The organism is Ruegeria sp. TASC047 (genome assembly GCF_059612445.1).
The window spans coordinates 102,507-122,823 of the sequence record NZ_JBXWQP010000028.1 but is presented as its reverse complement, the minus strand read 5'-3'; the positions used below and the strand labels follow the sequence as shown (position 1 = coordinate 122,823).

Here is a 20,317-nt window from a genome sequence, read left to right as displayed (position 1 = left end):
ACAGGGTAAACGCATGACACAGGACGCCTTTGCCGAAGCCCCCATGCTGTTTGATACGGACGAAGCGCCAGCGCAGCCGCTGCCGAATGGTCGGTTACCCTCCTACATCAAAGACCATCGCAAGCGGCTGCGTGAACGGTTCATGGCGGGCGGGTCGGCGGCGATCCCGGATTATGAGTTGCTGGAGCTGGTTTTATTCCGGTCCATCCCGCGGCAGGATGTGAAACCACTGGCGCGCGCATTGATGAATGCCTTTGGCGATTTCAACCGCGTGTTGACAGCGCCCGAAGAACGGCTGCGCCAGATCAAGGGCGTTGGTGATACGGTCATCACCGATCTGAAAATCCTCGAAGCCTGCGCGCATCGGATGGCACGGGCGCGGGTGATGCAACGGCACGTGATATCCAGCTGGGACGCGCTGCTGGATTACTGCCATACAACAATGGCGCATCGCGAGACCGAGCAATTTCGCGTTTTCTATCTGGATCGCAAGAACGTCCTGATCGCGGATGAGGAACAGGCCAAAGGCACCGTGGATCACGTGCCCGTCTATCCGCGCGAAGTGGCCAAAAGGGCGCTGGAGCTGAATGCCTCGGCCTTGATCCTGGTGCACAACCATCCTTCGGGCGACCCAACGCCGTCACAGTCGGACATCGACATGACCAACCGCATACAGGATGCCTGTTCCGCCCTGGGGCTGACGCTGCATGACCACCTGATCATCGGCAAATCGACCGAGCTCAGCTTTCGTTCCGAAGGGTATCTCTAGCGGCTACTGCACCCAAATCTCGACCCGCCGGTTGACCTTGCGGCCCCATTCGGTGTCGTCGCAGGCCATGGGCATCGCCTCGCCAAACCCTTCGGCGGTAACCGCGATACTGTCAGGGATCGGGGCTTCAAGCGCGGCGATAACCGCGTTCCGCACGGTTTGCGCGCGCCTCAGGGCGATGCGGGCATTTGAAACGGCACCCCCGTCCCCATCGCTGAAGCCTGCAAACACCACCTTGCGTGCCTGCAACGTACCCGCGTCCAGCATTTGCGCCAGTTGCTGAATATTGGCGCGTGACTGCGCGTCCGGACGGGACGATCCGGGTTCGAACCGAACCGACAGGGACAGGCGCGACAAGGGGCGCAGGGTCTTGATCATGCGCTGCAACTCCTCAAGTCCGACCTCAGTTCCACCAGTGACGACCGCATTGGCAAGCCGGTCCCCCTGTACGCCAACCGGCAGGGTTTCAGCAGATTGATCCACATATCCTGCGTCACGTATGGCCATCTGCGCATCGGGGCTTTGGCTATAGGCCAGAAACTGCCGCGCAATCCGGGGCAGGCGTCGTTCCGGCAGATACAGGAACATGGGCATATTCAGTGGGTAATCTTCAGTCTTGATCGACTGGCGGGTCGCGGCCAGCGGATGCCCGCACCCGCCGGTCAACGGCAAAGCGCGGGTGCCATGGGCCGATGCCTTGCTGGCGACCCCGATGGAGAACGGATCCTTAGCCACGGCCGCGGTCAGGTCATGTATGCGATTGTGGCGGATCGCCGTATCGGTCAGGTCCACACCGGCGGTTTTCAGAACCTGATCCTCGACCGCCTGCGCCAGACCCGACCCGGCCTCTGGCACATGCAGTGCAATAGGGGCATCCGGCCCACCTAGCTGCGCCCAGTTGCTGATCTCTCCGGACAGAATGCGGGCCAGATCCGCCAGAGAAATCTGCCGCATAACGCTGTCGGGGGCCACGACCGGGACCATGGCATCCAGTGCAATGACCCGCGACTGACGGGTGCGCTTCAGATCACCCAACCCCGCAGCTTCGGCAGCCTCCCGCTCGGTCTCGCGCATCTCGCGCAGCGCCATCACAATATCCGCCCGGTCCGCGATCAGGTCACTAAACCCGCGATCCGTGGTGCCCACGTCAAAGAAAAACCGTGCCAGCGGCGCCGGCCGGCCTGCCTGATGCAGCTCGTAAACAAAGGTGTCCTCATCCACGCGGGCGGGGGTCGCGGTCAGGTCTTCCTGACGGGCAAAGCCGATGATCAGGGCGGGCAGCACCGTTTCGGCCATCACCGATGATCCGGAAAACTGCACCTCGGCGACGAAATCGATCAGGTTGGGGCAGGCGGGCCCCTCGCATGTGACGCCCGAACCATCCACGGTCAACGTCCCGAATTGCGTATCGACGCGATAGAACTCACCGTCAAAGCTCAGCAGATTGCCGGTCACTTCGACCTTGCCATCATGCGAGGTCAGTGTGATGTCCTGCCCAAAAGCACCGGTCGCCGCCGTCACGGAAAACAGCGCAGCCACCGCCACACGGAAAAATGTCATAAGAGGTTCAAGCCTGCCTGCGGATTACTTTGCCGCGATTGTCAGGTCTGAGAGCAGATTATTCAACACCAGAAACTCGCCTGCGCGCGAACAATCCGGCAGAGTCACGGACATGTCGCGCGACCGCAGGCGGCGGTCCGACAACAACTCCAGCGACTGCACGTTCAGCGTGTGGCCGCAATTTGCATCGGTCACTTCGGCCTCGACGGTCAGGTCAATCGTGCCGGATTGATCCGACGTACTGGCCGGGAAAGAATACACTTCGATATTCTGCGTCATACCGGAACCGGACTGACCCAGACGCATAACCTTACCGGCGCCTTCGGCAGATGCGTCATCCCAGACATGGCCATCCGCGCCATAGCTGGCACCAAATTCCAGCGCGTGAATCTGCAACTCGGTATCACCCTGCCATTGCAAGACAACACGATCAAAACCGGCGATTTCGGGAACGTGAGTGGTGGCGACGGTGCCTGTTTCATCTTCGAAGGAAAACAGGAAGATCGCGTATTCCGAAAGGGCCGGAATCGCCATGTCCAGCGCGCCGCTGGCATCCGTCATCTGGCTAACAGTCAGGCCGCTATGGTGAATTTCAATCCGCTCGTTCTTGTGGCACGGCGCTTTCAGCGACAGGTGTGCCAAGGCACCGGGTGCTGCGTTTGCGTGCGCGCTGATCCGGCAGTTCGATGTCTTGGGGGCAGTGGGCACAGCGCGGGGTGCCGGTGTAACAGTGACCGGATCAGCATCTGATGCGGTGGCCGAAGTCAGAACGATACTGTCCAGCCCCGACAGAATCGAAGACTGATCGGCAACAGAGGCTACATCGACACCGCCCTGCGCGCGGTTCTGCTGCGCAGCCGGTCCGTTCTGCATCAGATAGCCTATGCCTAGGGCACAAGCGACCGTTCCGCACATGGTTACGTAGTTGCGAACTACAAACAAGACACCCTCCCCAGTTGAAGGAGCAGCTTGCACTCTCGCCACCAATCGCGGCCAATTTGTGGCCGCGAGACGGACTCATTGTGATTAAAGGGTGTTAACGTCAGGTCAATCTGCCGTGGCAGTGTTTGAACTTCTTGCCGGATCCGCAGGGGCACAGGTCGTTTCGCGACGGGTTACCCCAGGTCGACGGATCACTCTCGTCAAACCCCGGAAGCGCATCGCCTGACGCCGCAGCTTCGGCCTTGGCCTCGGCCTGGCTTGCGGCCTTGTCCACGGCCTGCTGTGCCTGCGCCTGTTGCGCCGCCATCTGCGCCAGCATTTCCTTCTGCTCTTCTTCGGTCAGTGGACGCACGCGCGACAATTGCTGTGTAACGGTTTCCCGCAAACCGTCCAGCATGGATTCGAACAGCTGGAAGCTTTCGTTTTTGTATTCGTTCAGCGGGTCGCGCTGGGCATAGCCGCGGAAACCCACGACCGAGCGCAGATGTTCCAGCGTCAGCAGATGCTCGCGCCATTTGCTGTCGATGGTTTGCAACAGCACCTGCTTTTCGATGTTGCGCATGTTTTCGGGACCAAAGGCAACCGCCTTCTGGGCCATCATCTCATCCGCGGCCTTGATCAGGCGCTCGCGCACCTGCTCGTCATCCACGCCTTCTTCGGCAGCCCAGTCCTGAACCGGTGCATCGATGGTCAGCTTGTCCTTGATCGCCGCATGCAGACCGTCGGTATCCCACTGATCCGCATAGGATTTCGGCGGCATGTATTCGTCAATCAGATCGTCGATCACCTGCTCGCGCATATCCGAGACGATCTCGGACAGGTCATTGGCCGACATGATCTCGCGGCGCTGGCTAAAGATCACCTTGCGCTGATCGTTCATCACGTCATCGAATTTCAGTACGTTCTTGCGCATGTCGAAGTTGCGGCCCTCGACCTTGGACTGCGCACGTTCCAGCGACTTGTTCACCCACGGGTGAATGATCGCCTCGCCTTCTTTCATGCCCAACGTGGTCAGCACCTTGTCCAGCCGTTCCGAGCCAAAGATGCGCATCAGGTCGTCTTCAAGGCTCAGGTAGAATACGGTACGGCCCGGATCGCCCTGACGGCCCGAACGGCCGCGCAGCTGGTTGTCGATGCGGCGGCTTTCATGGCGTTCGGACGCCATCACATAAAGGCCCCCTGCGGCCAGAACCTTTTCTTTTTCTTCCGCGTGGCGCGCCTCTTCTGCGGCGCGCAGCTCCGACGGATCGGCCTCCGGGTTGTCCGCAATCGCTTGCAGCACCTTCATCTCGACATTGCCGCCCAGCTGAATGTCGGTACCGCGACCGGCCATGTTGGTGGCGATGGTTACCGCGCCCAGACGGCCGGCATCGGCGACAATCTGCGCCTCCTGCTCGTGCTGGCGGGCGTTCAGAACGTTATGGGCGATGCCTTCCTTGGTCAGCATCTGGCTCAGCAGTTCCGATTTCTCGATCGAGGTTGTGCCCAGAAGAACCGGCTGACCCTTTTCCTGGGCTTTCTTGGTCTCTTCGATCATCGCGCCATATTTTTCCATGGCGGTGCGATAGACCTGATCGTCCTCGTCCACACGGGCAATCGGCTTGTTGGTCGGAACCTCGACCACGCCCAGGCCGTAAATCTCGGCAAATTCCTCGGCCTCGGTCAGGGCGGTCCCGGTCATGCCGCCCAGCTTGTCGTAAAGGCGGAAATAGTTCTGGAAGGTTACACTGGCCAGCGTCACGTTCTCAGGCTGAATCTGCACGTTTTCCTTGGCTTCGATGGCCTGATGCAGGCCCTCGGACAGGCGGCGGCCCGGCATCATGCGGCCCGTGAATTCGTCGATCAGAACGACATTGCCGTCGCGCACGATGTAATCCTTGTCGCGCTGGAACAGCTTGTGCGCGCGCAGACCCTGATTCACGTGATGCACCACGGTCGTGCTTTCCGGGTCATACAGCGAATGGCCTTCAGGAATCAGGCCGGCAGCCAACAGCTGCTGCTCCAGAAACTCGTTGCCCTCATCCGTGAAGGTCACGTTGCGGGCCTTTTCGTCCAACGTGTAGTGTTCGTCGGTCAGACTCGGGATCAGCGCATCGATGGCGGTATACAGGTCCGAGCGGTCCTGTGCCGGGCCCGAGATGATCAGCGGCGTCCGCGCCTCGTCGATCAGGATCGAATCGACCTCGTCCACAATCGCGAAATTGTGGTGTTTCTGGTAAACCTGCTCCAGATCGGCCTTCATGTTGTCGCGCAGATAGTCAAAACCCAGCTCGTTGTTGGTGGCATAGGTGATGTCGCAGGAATAGGCGGCCAGTTTTTCCGCGTCAGGCTGGCCCGACCAGATCACGCCTGTGGTCATTCCTACGGCAGCAAACACCTTGCCCATCCATTCCGCGTCGCGCTTGGCCAGGTATTCGTTCACCGTGACCACATGCACGCCCTTGCCGGTCAGCGCGTTCAGATAGGCAGGGAGGGTCGCGACCAGTGTCTTGCCCTCACCCGTCTTCATTTCCGAGATGTTACCCTGATGCAGGAAAACACCGCCCATCAGCTGCACGTCAAAGGCGCGCAGCCCCAGCGCGCGGCGGGCTCCTTCGCGCACGTTGGCAAAGGCTTCGGGCAGCAGATCGTCAAGGCTTTCGCCATCCAGCGCGCGTTTGCGCAGGTCTTCTGTCTTGTCGATCAGGCCCTGATCGGACAGTTTCTCGAACTCGGGTTCCAGCGCGTTGATCTTTTCGATCAGGGGGCGGGTCGCCTTGATCTTGCGGTCGTTCGGTGTTCCGAACACCTTTTTGGCGAGCGTTCCGAGTCCCAGCATGTTCACTCCAGCGGATCTGTTCTTGTCTTGGTTTTTGACAGGCTTGCCCACCTTGCGCGCAACCCATAGATACGGGGGGTGAAAGGCGGCCCTGTCCAAGGCTTCAAAGCGATGTAAGCGGCAGGTTCCAGAGTGTCAACGCTGCGCCCTGCCGCGGCAAGGAAATAGGATGATTCAATGCCCAAAGGCCTCACTTTTCTGCCATCGCTGGCTCTGACCGCCATGATGGCCCTGCCGCTGGCCGCCGAAACCCAGCCGGATGCATCCACCGTGGTGGCGCGTGTGAACGGGGATGAGATCACTTTGGGTCACGTGATCGCAACCGTTGCCGCCCTGCCGCCGCAATACCAGCAAGCCGAAGATGATGTATTGTACGACTTCGTGCTGGAACAGCTGATCCAGCAGCAATTGCTGGGGCAACAGCAGGACGGGCTGAACAAACTGAACACGCTGCGGCTGAAAAATGAAGAACGCTCACTTCTGGCGGTTCAGACCGTCACAGCCCTGACCGATACTGTTGTCACGGACGAGGCCATTCAGGCAGCCTACGACGCGCAGTACAACGATTTCGCGGGTGAAGACGAATTCGATGCCAGCCACATTCTGGTCGAGACCGAAGAACAGGCCAACGACCTCAAGGCGCAGCTTGATGACGGGGCGGATTTCGCCGAACTCGCGCGCGCGCATTCCACCGGTCCGTCCGGCCCCAATGGCGGTGCGCTGGGCTGGTTCGGCAAGGGCCAGATGGTACCGGAATTCGAAACAGCCGTGGTCGCGCTTGAAAAAGGGCAGGTGTCCGATCCGGTTCAGACGCAGTTCGGCTGGCATGTGGTCAAGCTGAACGACAAGCGCAAAACCGAAGCGCCCGCGCTGGACGCCGTGCGCGAAGAGCTTGCGCAAACCGTTCAGCAGGACGCCATTCAGGCGCGCATCGATGAACTGACACAGCAGGCCCAGATCGACCGCCCCGCACTGGAAGGTGCCGGACCCGAAGTCCTGCGCCAGCTGGACCTGATTCAGGAGTAATCCCCGTGGCCAAGATCACCAAGGTTTCGCCGCTGGCGCCAGCGTCCTTCCCTGATTTGCCTGCAATTGACGGTGTGCGGTTCGCCACCGTCGCGGCGGGCGTGCGATATCAGGGCCGCACTGATGTCATGCTGGCCGTGCTGGACCCGGGCACATCTGTGGCCGGGGTCTTTACCCGTTCAGCCACGCGTGCCGCCCCGGTTCTGGATTGTCAGGACAAGATCGGCGGGCCCAGCGATGGCCCGGCGGCGATCCTGGTGAACTCGGGCAATGCCAATGCCTTTACCGGGCATTATGGTCAGACGTCGGTGGCCGAGGTGACGCAGGCCGTCTCGAAGGCGACAGGTGTTCCGGTCGAGCGGGTCTTTACCTCCTCAACCGGCGTGATTGGTGAACCGCTGGCTCATGACCGCATCATTGCCAAGCTTGAAACGCTGAAGGCGGGTCTCAGCCGTCACGCGATCGAAGACGCCGCACGCGCGATCATGACCACGGACACCTTCCCGAAAGGGGCCGTGGCGCAGGTCGAAATTGATGGCAAAACAGTCTCTATTGCGGGGATTTCTAAGGGTTCCGGCATGATTGCGCCCGATATGGCGACCATGCTGGTCTATATCTTTACCGACGCCCGGATCGAACAATCGGCGTTGCAGGCGATGCTGGGCGCGCAGACAGACCGGACGTTCAACTGCATCACCGTGGACAGCGATACATCCACCTCGGACAGCCTGCTGCTGTGCGCCACCGGCGCTTCGGGTGTGGACGCCACCGGCAACGCGGCCTTCGCCGAGGCGCTGGAGGCTGTGATGCTGGATCTGGCCCAGCAAGTGGTGCGCGATGGCGAAGGTGCCACGAAATTCGTCGAGATCCGCGTGACAGGGGCCGCAACAGACGCTGACGCCAAGATCCACGGCCTTGCCATCGCCAACTCTCCGCTGGTCAAAACCGCCATCGCGGGCGAAGACCCGAACTGGGGCCGTATCGTCATGGCCATCGGTAAATCCGGTGCTGCGGCGGATCGCGACCTGCTGAGCATTTCGTTCGGCGACATTCTTGTGGCCGAAAAAGGCTGGGTCAGCCCCGATTACAGCGAAGACGCAGCCGCCGCTTATATGAAAGGTCACGATCTGGTCATCGCCGTAGATCTGGGTCTGGGCGCGGGCAAATCCACCGTCTGGACCTGCGATCTGACCCACGGATATATCGAGATCAACGCGGATTACCGCTCGTGAAAACCGTGCTGGTCTCTGCAGTCGCCCTGATCGACATCGAGGGCCGGGTGCTGCTGGCCCAACGCCCCGAGGGTAAATCCATGGCCGGGCTTTGGGAATTTCCCGGCGGCAAGATCGAACCCGGCGAAACCCCCGAGGCCGCCCTGATCCGCGAATTGAACGAGGAACTGGGCATCGACACATGGGCCTCGTGCCTCGCCCCTCTGACCTTTGCCAGCCACAGCTATGATGATTTCCACCTGCTGATGCCGCTGTTCGCCTGCCGCAAATGGCAGGGCATCCCGCAGTCGAAAGAGGGGCAGGCGCTGAAATGGGTCCGCGCAAATGACCTGCGCAACTACCCCATGCCCGCCGCGGATGTGCCCCTGATCCCGATCCTGCGGGATTGGTTGTAAGGGCTCAAGGGGCGCCGGGCGCCAGCGCCAGAATTTCAGCTTGGCGGATTTGTTTGCCGATTTGTGGTAGTGTTCGAGTGCTTTCTCAATGGTGAAGGAGTACCTCGTTATGATTGCAAGTCGAGTTGCAAAGCTTTGGGGGTCCAGTATTGTTTTGATTTTCGCCTTTGTTGTTTTGGCGGTTCATAGTGCCAAAGCAGATGATGCGAAGGCTTCGATAACGGTCATGATCGAAGAACAGGCCCGTATTGACCGCTACGTTGAACTCGATTTTGCGCGGCAGGATCTTTTGTTTCACCAGACAAGTACGATCCTGGCCCTATACGGTGATTACAACTCCTACACCAAATCGGACGGCACTCAGGCCAATGGCTCTGACATGACGCGGTTCAGAAATCGGGTCACAGAATACGTGCCCGCTGCCATTGTGGATTTCCGCCGAAAGTCCCAAAGAGACAAAACAATTTCAGAGGATGAGGCTAGCAAGGCGGAAGCCGCCGAAGCCCTGATAGAAGAGATGCTTTTGGCCGCAGGCGAAATCATTGAACTTTGCGACGCCAACAAGCCCTATGAGGCAAGCCTCATTTACCGCGATAAGACAATGCCCTTGAACACGAAACTTTTGGGGTTGCTGTACACGTTGCGCTCAACATCTGTTGGTCGTTTTAAAAAAGCAGCATTAAAAGCTAAGTATCAGTAGCCGCGCCAACCTGCCGAAAGTCGAATTCTGTTTGCCGGTCCGGCGTTCTTGCTGCACACAGGACCTGTTTGGTGCGGCAATAGCTTGGGACTATCGGGTTCCTCGTGACAGTCTGCATTTGTACATCTTGTACAAAACGTAACATCACCCCTCCGCACCTGTTACAATTCGTAAGAATTGAGAAAACATCAGGAAAAAGTTGACGCTGATCGTGCGGGTGTCCCAAATCGGGGGCACTGGCATCCGGGGGCTTTCCCGGATCCGCCATTTCCGGCTTTGAGGAGGCCGGATGGGGAGGAGAGAAAGATTGGCTCAGACGCAGTCGGGCGCCGAAGGGTTGCATTCCCTTCCGGCGCTTCTACACCGCAACGCGACCCAGTTCGGGGATGCCCCGGCCTATCGGGAAAAAGAATTTGGGATCTGGCAATGCTGGACCTGGGCTGAAGCGGCCAAGGAGATTCGTGCGCTCGCTCTTGGATTTCTTGAAATTGGCGTTGAGCGCGGTGACCACATTGCCGTGATCGGACGCAACCGGCCAGCACATTACTGGACCATGGTCGCGGCACAGATGGTCGGTGCAATTCCGGTGCCTCTGTATCAGGACGCAGTCGCCGAAGAGATGACCTATGTGATGGAACATTGCGGCGCGAAATATGTCGTCTGCGGCGATCAGGAACAGGTCGACAAGGTCATCGAGATTCAGGAAAAAGTGCACCAGATCAAGCACATCCTCTACACCGACAAGCGGGGGATGCGGAAATACGACCACAGCCAGATGAACGCGCTGGAAGACCTCATGGCCGAAGGTCAGGCAGGACATCAGCGGTTTGATGCAGAGCTGGACAAGCGCATCTCTGAGATCACCTATAACGACACCTGCGTCATGCTTTATACCTCGGGCACAACAGGCAAGCCCAAGGGGGTGGTTCTGTCGAACCGCAACGTGATCGAAAGCGCCAAGAATTCAGCGATTTTCGACCATTTGACCCGCGATGAAGATATCCTTTCCTATCTTCCGATGGCATGGGTCGGTGATTTCATCTTTTCCATCGGTCAGGCCTATTGGTGCGGGTTCTGCGTGAACTGCCCGGAAAGCGCCGACACGATGATGACCGACCTGCGCGAAATCGGGCCGACCTATTTCTTCGCCCCGCCGCGCGTGTTTGAAAGCCAGCTGACCAATGTAATGATCCGGATGGAGGATGCGAGCAAGCTGAAGCAGCGCATGTTCCATCACTTCATGGCGCATGCCAAAAAGGTGGGTGGCAAGTTGCTGGATGGCAAACCCGTCGGCTTTGGCGACCGGATGAAATACGCGCTGGGTAACCTGCTGGTCTACGGGCCGCTCAAGGATACCCTGGGCTATGGCCGGTTCCGGGTTGGCTATACCGCGGGTGAAGCGATCGGACCGGAAATCTTTGATTTCTATAGATCTTTGGGCATCAACCTGAAACAGCTTTATGGCCAGACCGAAGCAACCGTGTTCATCACCGTACAGCCGGATGGCGAGGTTCGGGCCGACACGGTTGGCGTGCCCGCGCCGGATGTCGAGCTCAAGATCGACGACAAGGGCGAGATCCATTACCGCTCACCCGGCGTGTTTGTCGAATATTACAACAACCCGGATTCCACGGCATCGACCAAAGATGCCGAAGGCTGGGTGGCAACGGGTGATGCCGGGTTCATCGAGGAAAGCAGCGGCCATCTGCGGATCATCGACCGCGCCAAGGACGTGGGCAAAATGGCCGACGGGTCCATGTTTGCGCCGAAATATGTCGAGAACAAACTGAAATTCTATCCCGATATTCTCGAGGTCGTTCTGTTCGGAAACGGCAAGGATCGCTGCGTGGCCTTCATCAATATCGACCTGACAGCGGTCGGCAACTGGGCGGAACGCAACAACGTGGCCTATGCCTCCTATCAGGAACTGGCAGGCCATCCGCGTGTGTTAGAGACGATCAGGGCGCATGTGGAAGAGGTCAACAAATCGGTAGCAGCTGATGAAATGCTGTCCGGTTGCCAGGTGCATCGCTTTGTCGTTCTGCACAAGGAACTGGACGCTGATGATGGTGAGATGACGCGCACCCGAAAAGTGCGGCGCGGGTTTGTCGAAGAGAAGTTCCACGACATCATTGCGGCGCTTTATGACGGGTCCGAAAGCGTGTCGACCACGACCGAAGTGACCTATGAAGATGGGCGCAAGGGATCGATCAGCGCGACGCTGAAAATCGTGGATGCGCCGGTTGTACCGGTTGCGCAGCACAAGGTGGCAGCGGAATGAGGGCCGCCATAGCAACGCGCGACCTGCGTCCATCGCCACGCCCGCCATCCCGTTTTTGCGCAAGTCAGGGAGTGACTGATGCTGGATAACGCCGAAGGATATGTCACCGAAGACGGTCGCAAGATCGGCGGCGTGGTGATGGAGATGAAGAACATCACCCTGCGCTTTGGCGGCGTCGTGGCGATCAAGGACATCTCGTTCGATATTCGCGAAGGCGAAATTCGCGCCATCATCGGGCCGAACGGGGCCGGAAAATCATCCATGCTGAACGTTATCTCGGGGTTCTATGTCCCGCAGGAAGGCGAGGTCTGGTTCCACGGAGCAAAACGCCCAGCGATGCGGCCCTTTGAGGTGGCGCAGCAGGGCATCGCGCGGACGTTCCAGAACATCGCCCTGTTCGAAGGGATGAGCGTGTTGGACAACGTCATGACCGGACGTTTGAATTTCATGCAGACCAACATCTTCCAGCAGTCCTGGTGGAAGGGAAAGGCCGAGGCGGAAGAGGTTGAAAACCGTGAGGCGGTCGAGAAGATCATCGATTTCCTTGAAATCCAGCATATCCGCAAGACGCCCGTAGCGCGCCTGCCTTATGGCCTGAAAAAACGCGTCGAACTGGCCCGCGCACTGGCAGCAGAACCAAAGCTCTTGCTGCTGGATGAACCGATGGCGGGCATGAACGTCGAAGAGAAAGAGGACATGAGCCGCTTTATCCTCGATGTGAATGACGAATTCGGCACCACCATCGCCCTGATCGAACACGATATGGGCGTGGTGATGGACCTGAGCGACCGCGTGGTCGTGATGGATTACGGCAAGAAGATTGGTGACGGTACACCCGACGAGGTGCGCAACAATCAGGAAGTCATCGACGCCTATCTGGGGGTCAGCCATGACTGAGACCAAAGCAGATATCCGGGGAGGCACATATGCCTGAGCAGTTAATCTTTGCCACGGAGGTCATCCTTAACGGTCTGATGGCCGGGGTGCTTTATGCGCTGGTCGCGCTGGGCTTTGTGCTGATCTACAAGGCCTCGGGAATTTTCAATTACGCGCAAGGGGTTATGGCCCTGTTTGCGGCGATGACATTGGTCGGGATCATGAACGGGCAGGTGCCCTTCGCGCATTTGATCAACGCGACCTTCGGTACTCATGTCTATAACTTCGGTTGGAACATCCCCGCCCTGCTGGCGATCATCCTGACAATGGGCGTGATGGTTCTGCTGGCCTGGTGTGTGCAGCGCTTTGTCATGCGGCATCTGGTTGGGCAGGAGCCGATCATCCTGTTCATGGCCACGATCGGTCTGGCCTATTTCCTTGAAGGCGTGGCCGACCTGATGTGGGGCTCCGAGATCAAGACGCTGGATGTGGGTCTGCCGCAGGGCATCAACCTGTGGATCGACGAGGTCACCTTTAACATCTTTGGCTATGGCTTCTTCATCGACAACCTCGACATCGTGGCAACGGTGATTGCGGCGCTTCTGGTGGCGGCGTTGGTGGCCTTCAGCCAGTACACAAAGCAGGGGCGGGCCATGCGTGCTGTGGCGGATGACCATCAGGCGGCACTTTCGGTCGGGATCTCGCTTAACTTCATCTGGGTCATGGTCTGGTCGGTGGCCGGGTTCGTAGCGCTGGTCGCGGGAATCATGTGGGGCACCAAATCGGGCGTGCAGTTCTCGCTGTCGTTGATCGCACTCAAGGCGCTGCCGGTGCTGATGCTGGGCGGGTTCACCTCGATCCCCGGTGCCATCGTCGGCGGTCTGATCATCGGTGTGGGCGAGAAGCTGTTCGAATTCTCGGTTGGCCCGCTGGTCGGCGGCGCGACCGAGAACTGGTTTGCCTATGTGCTGGCGCTGATCTTCCTGGTGTTTAGACCGCAGGGTCTGTTCGGCGAGAAGATCATCGAGAGGGTGTAACGCATGACCAAGCTGATCGCCATCATCAACGTGATCGCATGGGCGGGGTTCTGGGCCTTTGGCTATATCGCGCTGACCTCGAATGACCTGACTGACAGCCAGCTGACGATTGCCGCGATCCTGGCCTTTGCCGGTCTGATCATGGGCGTTCTGGCCTACCTGAAACTGGTGCGCGCCTCTGAGGCGAGCGGATATGCCAAAGGGTCCAGCCAGCTGGACGCCGCGACCCGTAACCGGGCGCAGGAAGAATGGGGAAAGTAACAGATGTTCTATCGTGAGGCCGGAGATTTCAAAACCTCCTACGTGGATGACAGCCAGACTTTCCCGATCAAGTTCGACCGGTACCGGTACTATGTCGTTCTGGCGGTGGCGTTCGGGATCATTCCGTTCATCATCAACGACTATTGGGCAAACGCCCTGCTGCTGCCCTTTCTGATCTATGCCATCGCGGCGATCGGATTGAACATACTCGTGGGCTATTGCGGGCAGGTCAGCCTTGGTACAGGCGGTTTCATGGCAGTGGGTGCTTATGCCTGCTACAAGTTGATGACCGCATTTCCAGATGTCAGCATGTTCATTCATGTCCTGTTGGCTGGTGGTATCACAGCGATTGTAGGCGTCTTGTTCGGCCTGCCTTCCCTGCGGATCAAGGGGTTCTATCTGGCGGTGGCCACGCTTGCGGCACAGTTCTTTCTGGTCTGGCTCTTCAACCGGGTGCCGTGGTTTTACAACTACTCGGCCTCGGGTCAGATCAACGCGCCCGAGCGTGACGTGTTCGGCATCATCATCTCGGGCCCGAACGCCCCGGCCTGGGCGACCTACCTGTTCTGCCTGATCTTCCTGACCTTCAGCGCGATTATTGCGCGCAACCTGACCCGCGGCACGACCGGGCGGACATGGATGGCGATCCGCGACATGGATATCGCCGCCGAAATCATCGGGGTGAACCCGTTGAAAGCCAAGATCAGCGCTTTCGCTGTCAGCTCGTTCTTTGTGGGCATCGCAGGGGCCTTGTTCTTTGCCGTCTATCTCGGCGCGGTCGAGGTGGGCGAAGCATTCGGCATTCAGAAGTCATTCCTGGTGCTGTTCATGGTGATTATCGGCGGATTAGGCTCGATTTTCGGGTCTTTTGCCGGGGCGGCCTTCCTCGTGCTGCTGCCGGTTCTGCTCAAACTGGTTGGCGTCGATCTTCTGGGTTGGCCGACCGATATCGTTGCCCATCTTCAGCTGGTGATCGTAGGCGCGCTGATCATCATGTTCCTGATCCTGGAACCCCACGGTCTTGCACAGTTGTGGCGCGTGGCGAAAGAGAAACTCAGACTCTGGCCGTTCCCGCACTGAGGGCTGGCCCAATCATAAAGACGGGTGATCAAGCCCGAACTCAATATCGGATCAATCAAGGGAGGAGACACCCGATGAACAAGAAACTGGCAACCGTGGCGCTGAGCGCCCTGATGGCGGCAGGACCTGCGATGGCGGATCTTGTGTTCCCGTCGCTCAGCTATCGAACCGGGCCCTATGCGGCTGGTGGTATTCCATTCGCGGACGGTTACGCCGACTATTTCACGCTTCTGAACGAGCGGGACGGTGGCATTGGCGGTGTACCAGCAAACGTGATCGAATGCGAAACTGGGTATAACACCGAAAAAGGCGTGGAATGCTATGAATCCACCAAAGGTGAAGGCGCGCTGGTGTATCAGCCGCTGTCGACCGGTATCACCTATCAGCTGATCCCCAAAGTGACCGCCGACGGCATTCCTCTGCACACGATGGGGTATGGCCGGACCTCGGCTGCGAACGGCAAAGTGTTCAGCCACGTGTTCAACTATCCGGCCAACTACTGGAACGGTGCGTCCGGTGCGATCAACTATCTGCTGGATGAAAATGGCGGTGACCTGAGCGGCAAGAAGATTGCGCTGGTCTATCACAACTCGGCCTATGGCAAGGAACCGATCCGGACGCTGGAAACTCTGGCTGAAAAGCATGGGTATGAGCTGTCCTTGCTGCCGGTAGATCACCCAGGCCAGGAGCAGAAGTCGCAATGGCTGCAAATTCGCCGCGAAAAGCCTGACTATGTTATCATGTGGGGCTGGGGCGTCATGAACCAGGTTGCGGTTCAGGAAGCGGCCAACATCCGTTTCCCGATGGAAAACTTCATCGGTGTCTGGTGGTCTGGCGCGGAATTCGACGTTCAGCCTGCTGGTGAAAAAGCGACCGGTTACAAGGCGCTGACCTTTACCGGCCTTGGCATGGACTATCCTGTCTATGACGACCTGAAAAAGTACGTCGTTGACTCGGGCAAGGCTGCGGGTGCCGGCGATCAGCTGGGTACAGTTCAGTACAACCGTGGTCTTTACGCCGCCATGCTGGCAGCCGAGGCTGTAAAAACGGCGCAGGCGATGCACGGAACCGCTGATATCGACGCGTCGATGATGCGCGACGGCATGGAAGCACTGGAAATGACCAACGCCAAGATGGAAGCGCTTGGCATGTCCGGGTTCGGCCCTGAATTCTCGGTCTCCTGCGAAAACCACGGCGGCCCCGGCCTTGTCGGTGTTGTGCAGTGGGATGCGGCGACTGGCGCCTGGAACCCGGTACAGGACTTCAAACCGACAGATGCCGAAGTTATCGGAGCGTTGATCGAAGAAGATTCCGGTGCCTACGCAACCGAAAACAGCATCTCGCCACGTTGCGAGTAAGGCATGTTGCGCCACGGATGTGATCCGGGGCGTTCAGACAACCGGAGCGGCGGGTCACCTGCCGCTCCTCACGAATAGCCCCGGAACGGGCAGGCATGAGGAAACGCGCTGATGCTGGATGCGGCACAAACCACAGACGTGCAGGCGGAAACCCTGCTTGAGGTCAATAATATCGAGGTGATCTACAACCACGTGATCCTCGTGTTGAAAGGCGTCAGCCTGAGCGTTCCAAAGGGCGGCATCACAGCGTTGCTGGGCGGCAATGGCGCGGGCAAGACAACCACGCTCAAGGCCGTATCGAACCTGCTGCATTCCGAACGCGGAGAAGTCACCAAAGGTTCGATCAAGTATCGCGGTCAGAACGTGCATGAAAGCGATCCGGCCGATCTGGTTGAAAAGGGTGTCATTCAGGTGATGGAAGGCCGCCACTGTTTCGAGCACCTGACCGTCGAAGAAAACTTGCTGACCGGCGCCTACACCCGCAAAGACGGGGCGGCTGCGGTCCAGCGGGATCTTGAGATGGTTTACGCATATTTTCCCCGGCTCAAGGAACGCCGCCGGTCGCAGGCAGGCTATACTTCGGGTGGGGAACAACAGATGGTTGCCATGGGGCGGGCCTTGATGTCGCGGCCCGAGACGATTTTGCTGGACGAACCCTCAATGGGTCTTGCTCCGCAGCTGGTCGAAGAGATTTTCAGTATCGTGAAGGACCTCAACGAAAAAGAGGGCGTGTCCTTTCTGCTGGCAGAGCAGAACACCAACGTCGCCCTGCGCTTTGCACATTACGGTTACATTCTTGAATCCGGGCGTGTCGTGATGGATGGCCCGGCAGCCGACCTGCGCGAAAACCCGGATGTGAAAGAGTTTTACCTGGGCATGTCCGACGAAGGCCGCAAAAGCTTTCGCGATGTGCGGTCCTATCGTCGTCGCAAAAGGTGGCTGTGAGCGGATGGAGGATATGGCTATGACCTATTTCGACGCACTCGAAACACGCTCGGCAGACGAACGCGCCTCGGACCAGGCCAGGGCACTAGTGGAGCAGATCAAACGCGCGATGTCGGCCCCTGGATTTGCGTCGCATCTGTCAGAATCAGACACTAATAAGGTAAAATCAGTTGAAGATTTGCCGACATTGCCGGTTCTGCGGAAATCGGACCTGACCAGAGCACAGGCCAAACGCCCCCCGTTTGGTGGATTTACAGTGAAACCGGCGCGGCATTTCCATCATGTGTTCCAGTCGCCGGGACCGATCTATGAGCCGGGCAGCACTGATCACGACTGGTGGCGCATGGGCCGTTTCCTGAATGCCGCGGGTGTTGGCGCAGGGGACATTGTCCAGAACTGTTTTGGGTATCACCTAACCCCAGCCGGTATGATCTTTGAAAATGGCGCAAGGGCTGTCGGCGCGGCTGTTCTGCCCGCAGGAACCGGACAAACCGAGTTGCAGGTGACTGCCGCCCGCGACGTTGGCTGTACGGCCTATGCAGGCACGCCGGATTACCTGAAGGTCATTCTGGACAAAGCCGACGAGATGGGCGTTTCACTGCATTTCTCGAAAGCCGCCGTTGGCGGTGGTGCCTTGTTCCCGTCTCTGCGACAGGACTATGCCGACCGGGGTATCTCGTGCCTTCAATGTTACGCGACAGCGGATCTGGGCAATATTGCTTATGAAAGCGCCGCGATCGACGGGATGATCATCGACGAGCACGTGATTGTCGAGATTGTGACACCTGGAACCGGAACTCCGGTGGCACCGGGTGAGGTGGGTGAGGTCGTGGTGACCTCTCTCAACCCCGATTACCCGCTGATCCGCTTTGCGACAGGCGACCTGTCCGCCGTGATGCCGGGGATTTCCCCCTGCGGTCGCACGAACACCCGGATCAAAGGTTGGATGGGGCGTGCAGATCAGACGACCAAGATCAAAGGTATGTTCGTGCGTCCGGAACAGGTTGCCGCTTTGGTCGACAAGCATGAGGAAATCGTCAAGGCTCGTGTCATCGCCACCCGCCAGGGCGAGATGGATTCGATGACTGTCCAGATCGAAAGCACAGGCGGGGATGATACGGCATATGCCAGATCGGTGGCCGAAGTGCTGAAACTGAAAGGCGCAATCGAAGTCGTGGCCCCCGGCTCGCTGCCCAAAGACGGGTTGGTGATCGAGGATCAGCGCGTCTACGAATAGTGGTGAACAACAGGTCTGCGGCAGTTTGTGCCGCAGATTTGTTGACCGACGCACTGGTGTTTCCGAGCATTTTGGTCGATTAAAGGCGTACCCTAAGCCTTTGCCAATCAAAAGCCGGGATAATGGCCCAGATCGACTATTCAGAAAACGGATCACGCAATCGCGGTGTACGCGGCACACGGCTGTTGGCCGCAGTTGCTTATCTTGTGGCTGCCGCATGCCTGTTGCCCATGGTGGCCGTGGTTCTGGCGGCAGTGACGGGCGGGACAGATACGATCTCGCACCTGATGGACACGGTGCTGCCCAGCTATACTGTGACGACCCTGATCCTTGTGGTGCTGGTCGCGGCGGGTACGTTCAGTATCGGCACGGGCGCTGCCTGGCTGGTGACGATGACCCGCTTTCCCGGTGTCAGGATCCTTGAGATCGCGCTGGTCTTGCCCTTGGCTTTTCCGGCATATGTGCTTGCCTATGCGTACACCTTTATTCTGGATCATCCGGGTATCGTTCAAAGCACTTTGCGGGATGTAACGGGTTGGGGGCCGCGCGACTATTGGTTCCCTGAAATCCGTTCGACCGGGGGCGCTGCGGTGATGCTGATTCTGGTGCTGTACCCTTATGTCTACCTGCTGGCGAGGGCTGCGTTCCTGCAACAAAGTGCTTCGGCGTTTCTGGCTGCTCGGGCGCTAGGCAACAATCCATGGCTTGCGTTTCGGCGCGTCTCGCTGCCGATGGCGCGCCCGGCAATCGCCGGTGGTGTGCTACTGGCCATCATGGAAACCATCGCCGATTTCGGAACCGTGTCTTATTTCGGTGTGCAGACCTTTGCGACCGGGATTTACACCAGCTGGTTTTCAATGGCCGACCGTGCGGCGGCGGCGCAGCTGGCCTGGTGCCTGCTTGTCTTTGCACTGATCATGGCTGTGGCCGAACGCACCCAGCGCGGTAAGGCAAAATACTATCAGGCCGGAAAGAAACATGCTTCCCAACCGGCGGAACACCTGACCGGTCTTCGCGCTGTCGCGGCATTCCTGTTATGTACGATACCCGTTATCTTCGGGTTTCTGTTGCCCGTTATCATACTGGTCGAGATGGGTTTGGAATCGGAACAGAACCTGCTGTCGCGGCGCTATATCGGTTTCATCCAGAACTCGCTGATCCTTGCTGGCACGGCCGCGGTCGTCACTGTCTTTGCGGCGATCTGTGTCGGGTTCTTTCAACGTCTGAGACCCGGGCGCGCGTCGTCGGCGACGGCCTACATGGCGCGGCTGGGATATGCCGTGCCCGGTGGCGTCATCGCAGTCGGCTTGATTGTACCTTTCGCCAGCTTTGACAACGCGCTGGATGCCTGGATGCGGCAGACATTCGATGTGTCCACGGGGTTGTTGGTTACCGGTTCAATCTGGCTGCTGGTCGCCGCTTATATGGTGCGATTCCTTGCCGCTGCGCTCAGCGCATATGAGGGGGGTCAAAGCACGGTTCATGCCAATATGGATGCCGCGGCCCGGTCGTTGGGGCAAACTCCGCTGGGGACATTGCGGCGCGTTCACCTGCCCATTTTAACGCCGTCGCTGCTGACCGCGCTGTTGATCGTCTTTGTGGACGTGATGAAGGAATTGCCTGCCACCCTGATCATGCGCCCGTTCAACTTCGACACACTGGCCGTACAGGCGTACAGGCTTGCCTCGGATGAGAGGCTTGAGGGCGCCGCCGTGCCGTCGCTGGTCATTCTGGCGGTCGGCCTGCTGCCGGTAATCCTGATCTGCCGTCAGGTTGGTCGGCGGTAACACTTGTGTTGTA

At 58.8% G+C, this 20,317-nt stretch carries 17 protein-coding genes; 14 read left to right on the top strand and 3 right to left on the bottom strand.

What is annotated here, in order from left to right:
* Positions 1–13: 13 nt before the first annotated feature.
* A complete protein-coding gene (radC, locus tag AC2FLO_RS07400) occupies positions 14–769 on the top strand; it encodes a RadC family protein (RefSeq protein ID WP_209506928.1) in 756 nt (251 codons plus the stop codon).
* Between the two features lie 3 nt (positions 770–772).
* On the opposite strand, the gene AC2FLO_RS07395 is transcribed toward radC, so the two are convergent.
* The 3 genes from AC2FLO_RS07395 to secA form a co-directional block, all read right to left on the bottom strand.
* Positions 773–2,329, bottom strand: a complete 1,557-nt coding sequence (locus AC2FLO_RS07395; RefSeq protein WP_496753235.1) for a phosphate ABC transporter substrate-binding/OmpA family protein — start codon at positions 2,327–2,329, stop codon at positions 773–775.
* 24 nt (positions 2,330–2,353) lie between these two features.
* Entirely contained in the window at positions 2,354–3,271 is a 918-nt protein-coding gene (locus AC2FLO_RS07390) for a hypothetical protein (RefSeq protein ID WP_496753234.1), read from the bottom strand.
* Between the two features lie 100 nt (positions 3,272–3,371).
* Positions 3,372–6,089, bottom strand: a complete 2,718-nt coding sequence (gene secA / locus AC2FLO_RS07385) for a preprotein translocase subunit SecA (RefSeq protein ID WP_496753233.1) — start codon at positions 6,087–6,089, stop codon at positions 3,372–3,374.
* 177 nt (positions 6,090–6,266) lie between these two features.
* On the opposite strand from secA, the gene AC2FLO_RS07380 reads away from it, so the two are divergent.
* The 13 genes from AC2FLO_RS07380 to AC2FLO_RS07320 all read left to right on the top strand — a co-directional run bounded on the left by AC2FLO_RS07380 (position 6,267) and on the right by AC2FLO_RS07320 (position 20,304).
* On the top strand, positions 6,267–7,115 hold the full coding sequence (locus AC2FLO_RS07380) for a peptidylprolyl isomerase (RefSeq protein WP_480482443.1): 849 nt from the start codon (positions 6,267–6,269) through the stop codon (positions 7,113–7,115).
* A 5-nt stretch (positions 7,116–7,120) separates the two neighbouring features.
* Positions 7,121–8,347: a bifunctional glutamate N-acetyltransferase/amino-acid acetyltransferase ArgJ gene (gene argJ / locus AC2FLO_RS07375; protein ID WP_496753232.1), complete on the top strand. Its 1,227-nt coding sequence runs from the start codon at positions 7,121–7,123 to the stop codon at positions 8,345–8,347.
* Complete coding sequence (mutT, locus tag AC2FLO_RS07370) at positions 8,344–8,742, top strand: 8-oxo-dGTP diphosphatase MutT (protein WP_496753231.1); 399 nt, start codon at positions 8,344–8,346, stop codon at positions 8,740–8,742. The genes argJ and mutT overlap by 4 nt, the downstream gene beginning before the upstream one ends.
* 109 nt (positions 8,743–8,851) lie before the next feature.
* Positions 8,852–9,442, top strand: a complete 591-nt coding sequence (locus AC2FLO_RS07365) for a hypothetical protein (RefSeq protein ID WP_496806684.1) — start codon at positions 8,852–8,854, stop codon at positions 9,440–9,442.
* A 307-nt stretch (positions 9,443–9,749) separates the two neighbouring features.
* A complete protein-coding gene (locus AC2FLO_RS07360; protein ID WP_480586922.1) occupies positions 9,750–11,723 on the top strand; it encodes an AMP-binding protein in 1,974 nt (657 codons plus the stop codon).
* 78 nt (positions 11,724–11,801) lie between these two features.
* Entirely contained in the window at positions 11,802–12,620 is an 819-nt protein-coding gene (locus AC2FLO_RS07355) for an ABC transporter ATP-binding protein (protein WP_496753229.1), read from the top strand.
* 29 nt (positions 12,621–12,649) lie between these two features.
* Positions 12,650–13,636, top strand: coding sequence for a branched-chain amino acid ABC transporter permease (locus AC2FLO_RS07350; protein WP_267363929.1), 987 nt, complete (start codon positions 12,650–12,652; stop codon positions 13,634–13,636).
* Between the two features lie 3 nt (positions 13,637–13,639).
* Positions 13,640–13,897, top strand: coding sequence for a hypothetical protein (locus AC2FLO_RS07345; RefSeq protein ID WP_209506939.1), 258 nt, complete (start codon positions 13,640–13,642; stop codon positions 13,895–13,897).
* Positions 13,898–13,900: 3 nt separating this feature from the next.
* Positions 13,901–14,977, top strand: coding sequence for a branched-chain amino acid ABC transporter permease (locus AC2FLO_RS07340; RefSeq protein ID WP_480482437.1), 1,077 nt, complete (start codon positions 13,901–13,903; stop codon positions 14,975–14,977).
* 74 nt (positions 14,978–15,051) lie between these two features.
* A complete protein-coding gene (locus tag AC2FLO_RS07335) occupies positions 15,052–16,335 on the top strand; it encodes an ABC transporter substrate-binding protein (RefSeq protein WP_267363927.1) in 1,284 nt (427 codons plus the stop codon).
* Between the two features lie 111 nt (positions 16,336–16,446).
* Entirely contained in the window at positions 16,447–17,280 is an 834-nt protein-coding gene (locus AC2FLO_RS07330; protein WP_480482435.1) for an ABC transporter ATP-binding protein, read from the top strand.
* 19 nt (positions 17,281–17,299) lie between these two features.
* A complete protein-coding gene (locus AC2FLO_RS07325; protein ID WP_496753228.1) occupies positions 17,300–18,517 on the top strand; it encodes a phenylacetate--CoA ligase family protein in 1,218 nt (405 codons plus the stop codon).
* Between the two features lie 122 nt (positions 18,518–18,639).
* Positions 18,640–20,304, top strand: coding sequence for an ABC transporter permease (locus AC2FLO_RS07320; protein ID WP_496753227.1), 1,665 nt, complete (start codon positions 18,640–18,642; stop codon positions 20,302–20,304).
* Positions 20,305–20,317 lie beyond the last annotated feature (13 nt).

Excerpts from the sequence above, each read along its gene's own strand:
- radC (WP_209506928.1), top strand. The coding sequence starts at position 14 with ATGACACAGGACGCCTTTGCCGAAGCCCCCATGCTGTTTGATACGGAC.
- AC2FLO_RS07395 (WP_496753235.1), bottom strand. The coding sequence starts at position 2,329 with ATGACATTTTTCCGTGTGGCGGTGGCTGCGCTGTTTTCCGTGACGGCG.
- secA (WP_496753233.1), bottom strand. The coding sequence starts at position 6,089 with ATGCTGGGACTCGGAACGCTCGCCAAAAAGGTGTTCGGAACACCGAAC.
- AC2FLO_RS07380 (WP_480482443.1), top strand. The coding sequence starts at position 6,267 with ATGCCCAAAGGCCTCACTTTTCTGCCATCGCTGGCTCTGACCGCCATG.
- AC2FLO_RS07365 (WP_496806684.1), top strand. The coding sequence starts at position 8,852 with ATGATTGCAAGTCGAGTTGCAAAGCTTTGGGGGTCCAGTATTGTTTTG.
- AC2FLO_RS07355 (WP_496753229.1), top strand. The coding sequence starts at position 11,802 with ATGCTGGATAACGCCGAAGGATATGTCACCGAAGACGGTCGCAAGATC.
- AC2FLO_RS07350 (WP_267363929.1), top strand. The coding sequence starts at position 12,650 with ATGCCTGAGCAGTTAATCTTTGCCACGGAGGTCATCCTTAACGGTCTG.
- AC2FLO_RS07345 (WP_209506939.1), top strand. The coding sequence starts at position 13,640 with ATGACCAAGCTGATCGCCATCATCAACGTGATCGCATGGGCGGGGTTC.
- AC2FLO_RS07340 (WP_480482437.1), top strand. The coding sequence starts at position 13,901 with ATGTTCTATCGTGAGGCCGGAGATTTCAAAACCTCCTACGTGGATGAC.
- AC2FLO_RS07335 (WP_267363927.1), top strand. The coding sequence starts at position 15,052 with ATGAACAAGAAACTGGCAACCGTGGCGCTGAGCGCCCTGATGGCGGCA.
- AC2FLO_RS07330 (WP_480482435.1), top strand. The coding sequence starts at position 16,447 with ATGCTGGATGCGGCACAAACCACAGACGTGCAGGCGGAAACCCTGCTT.
- AC2FLO_RS07325 (WP_496753228.1), top strand. The coding sequence starts at position 17,300 with ATGACCTATTTCGACGCACTCGAAACACGCTCGGCAGACGAACGCGCC.
- AC2FLO_RS07320 (WP_496753227.1), top strand. The coding sequence starts at position 18,640 with ATGGCCCAGATCGACTATTCAGAAAACGGATCACGCAATCGCGGTGTA.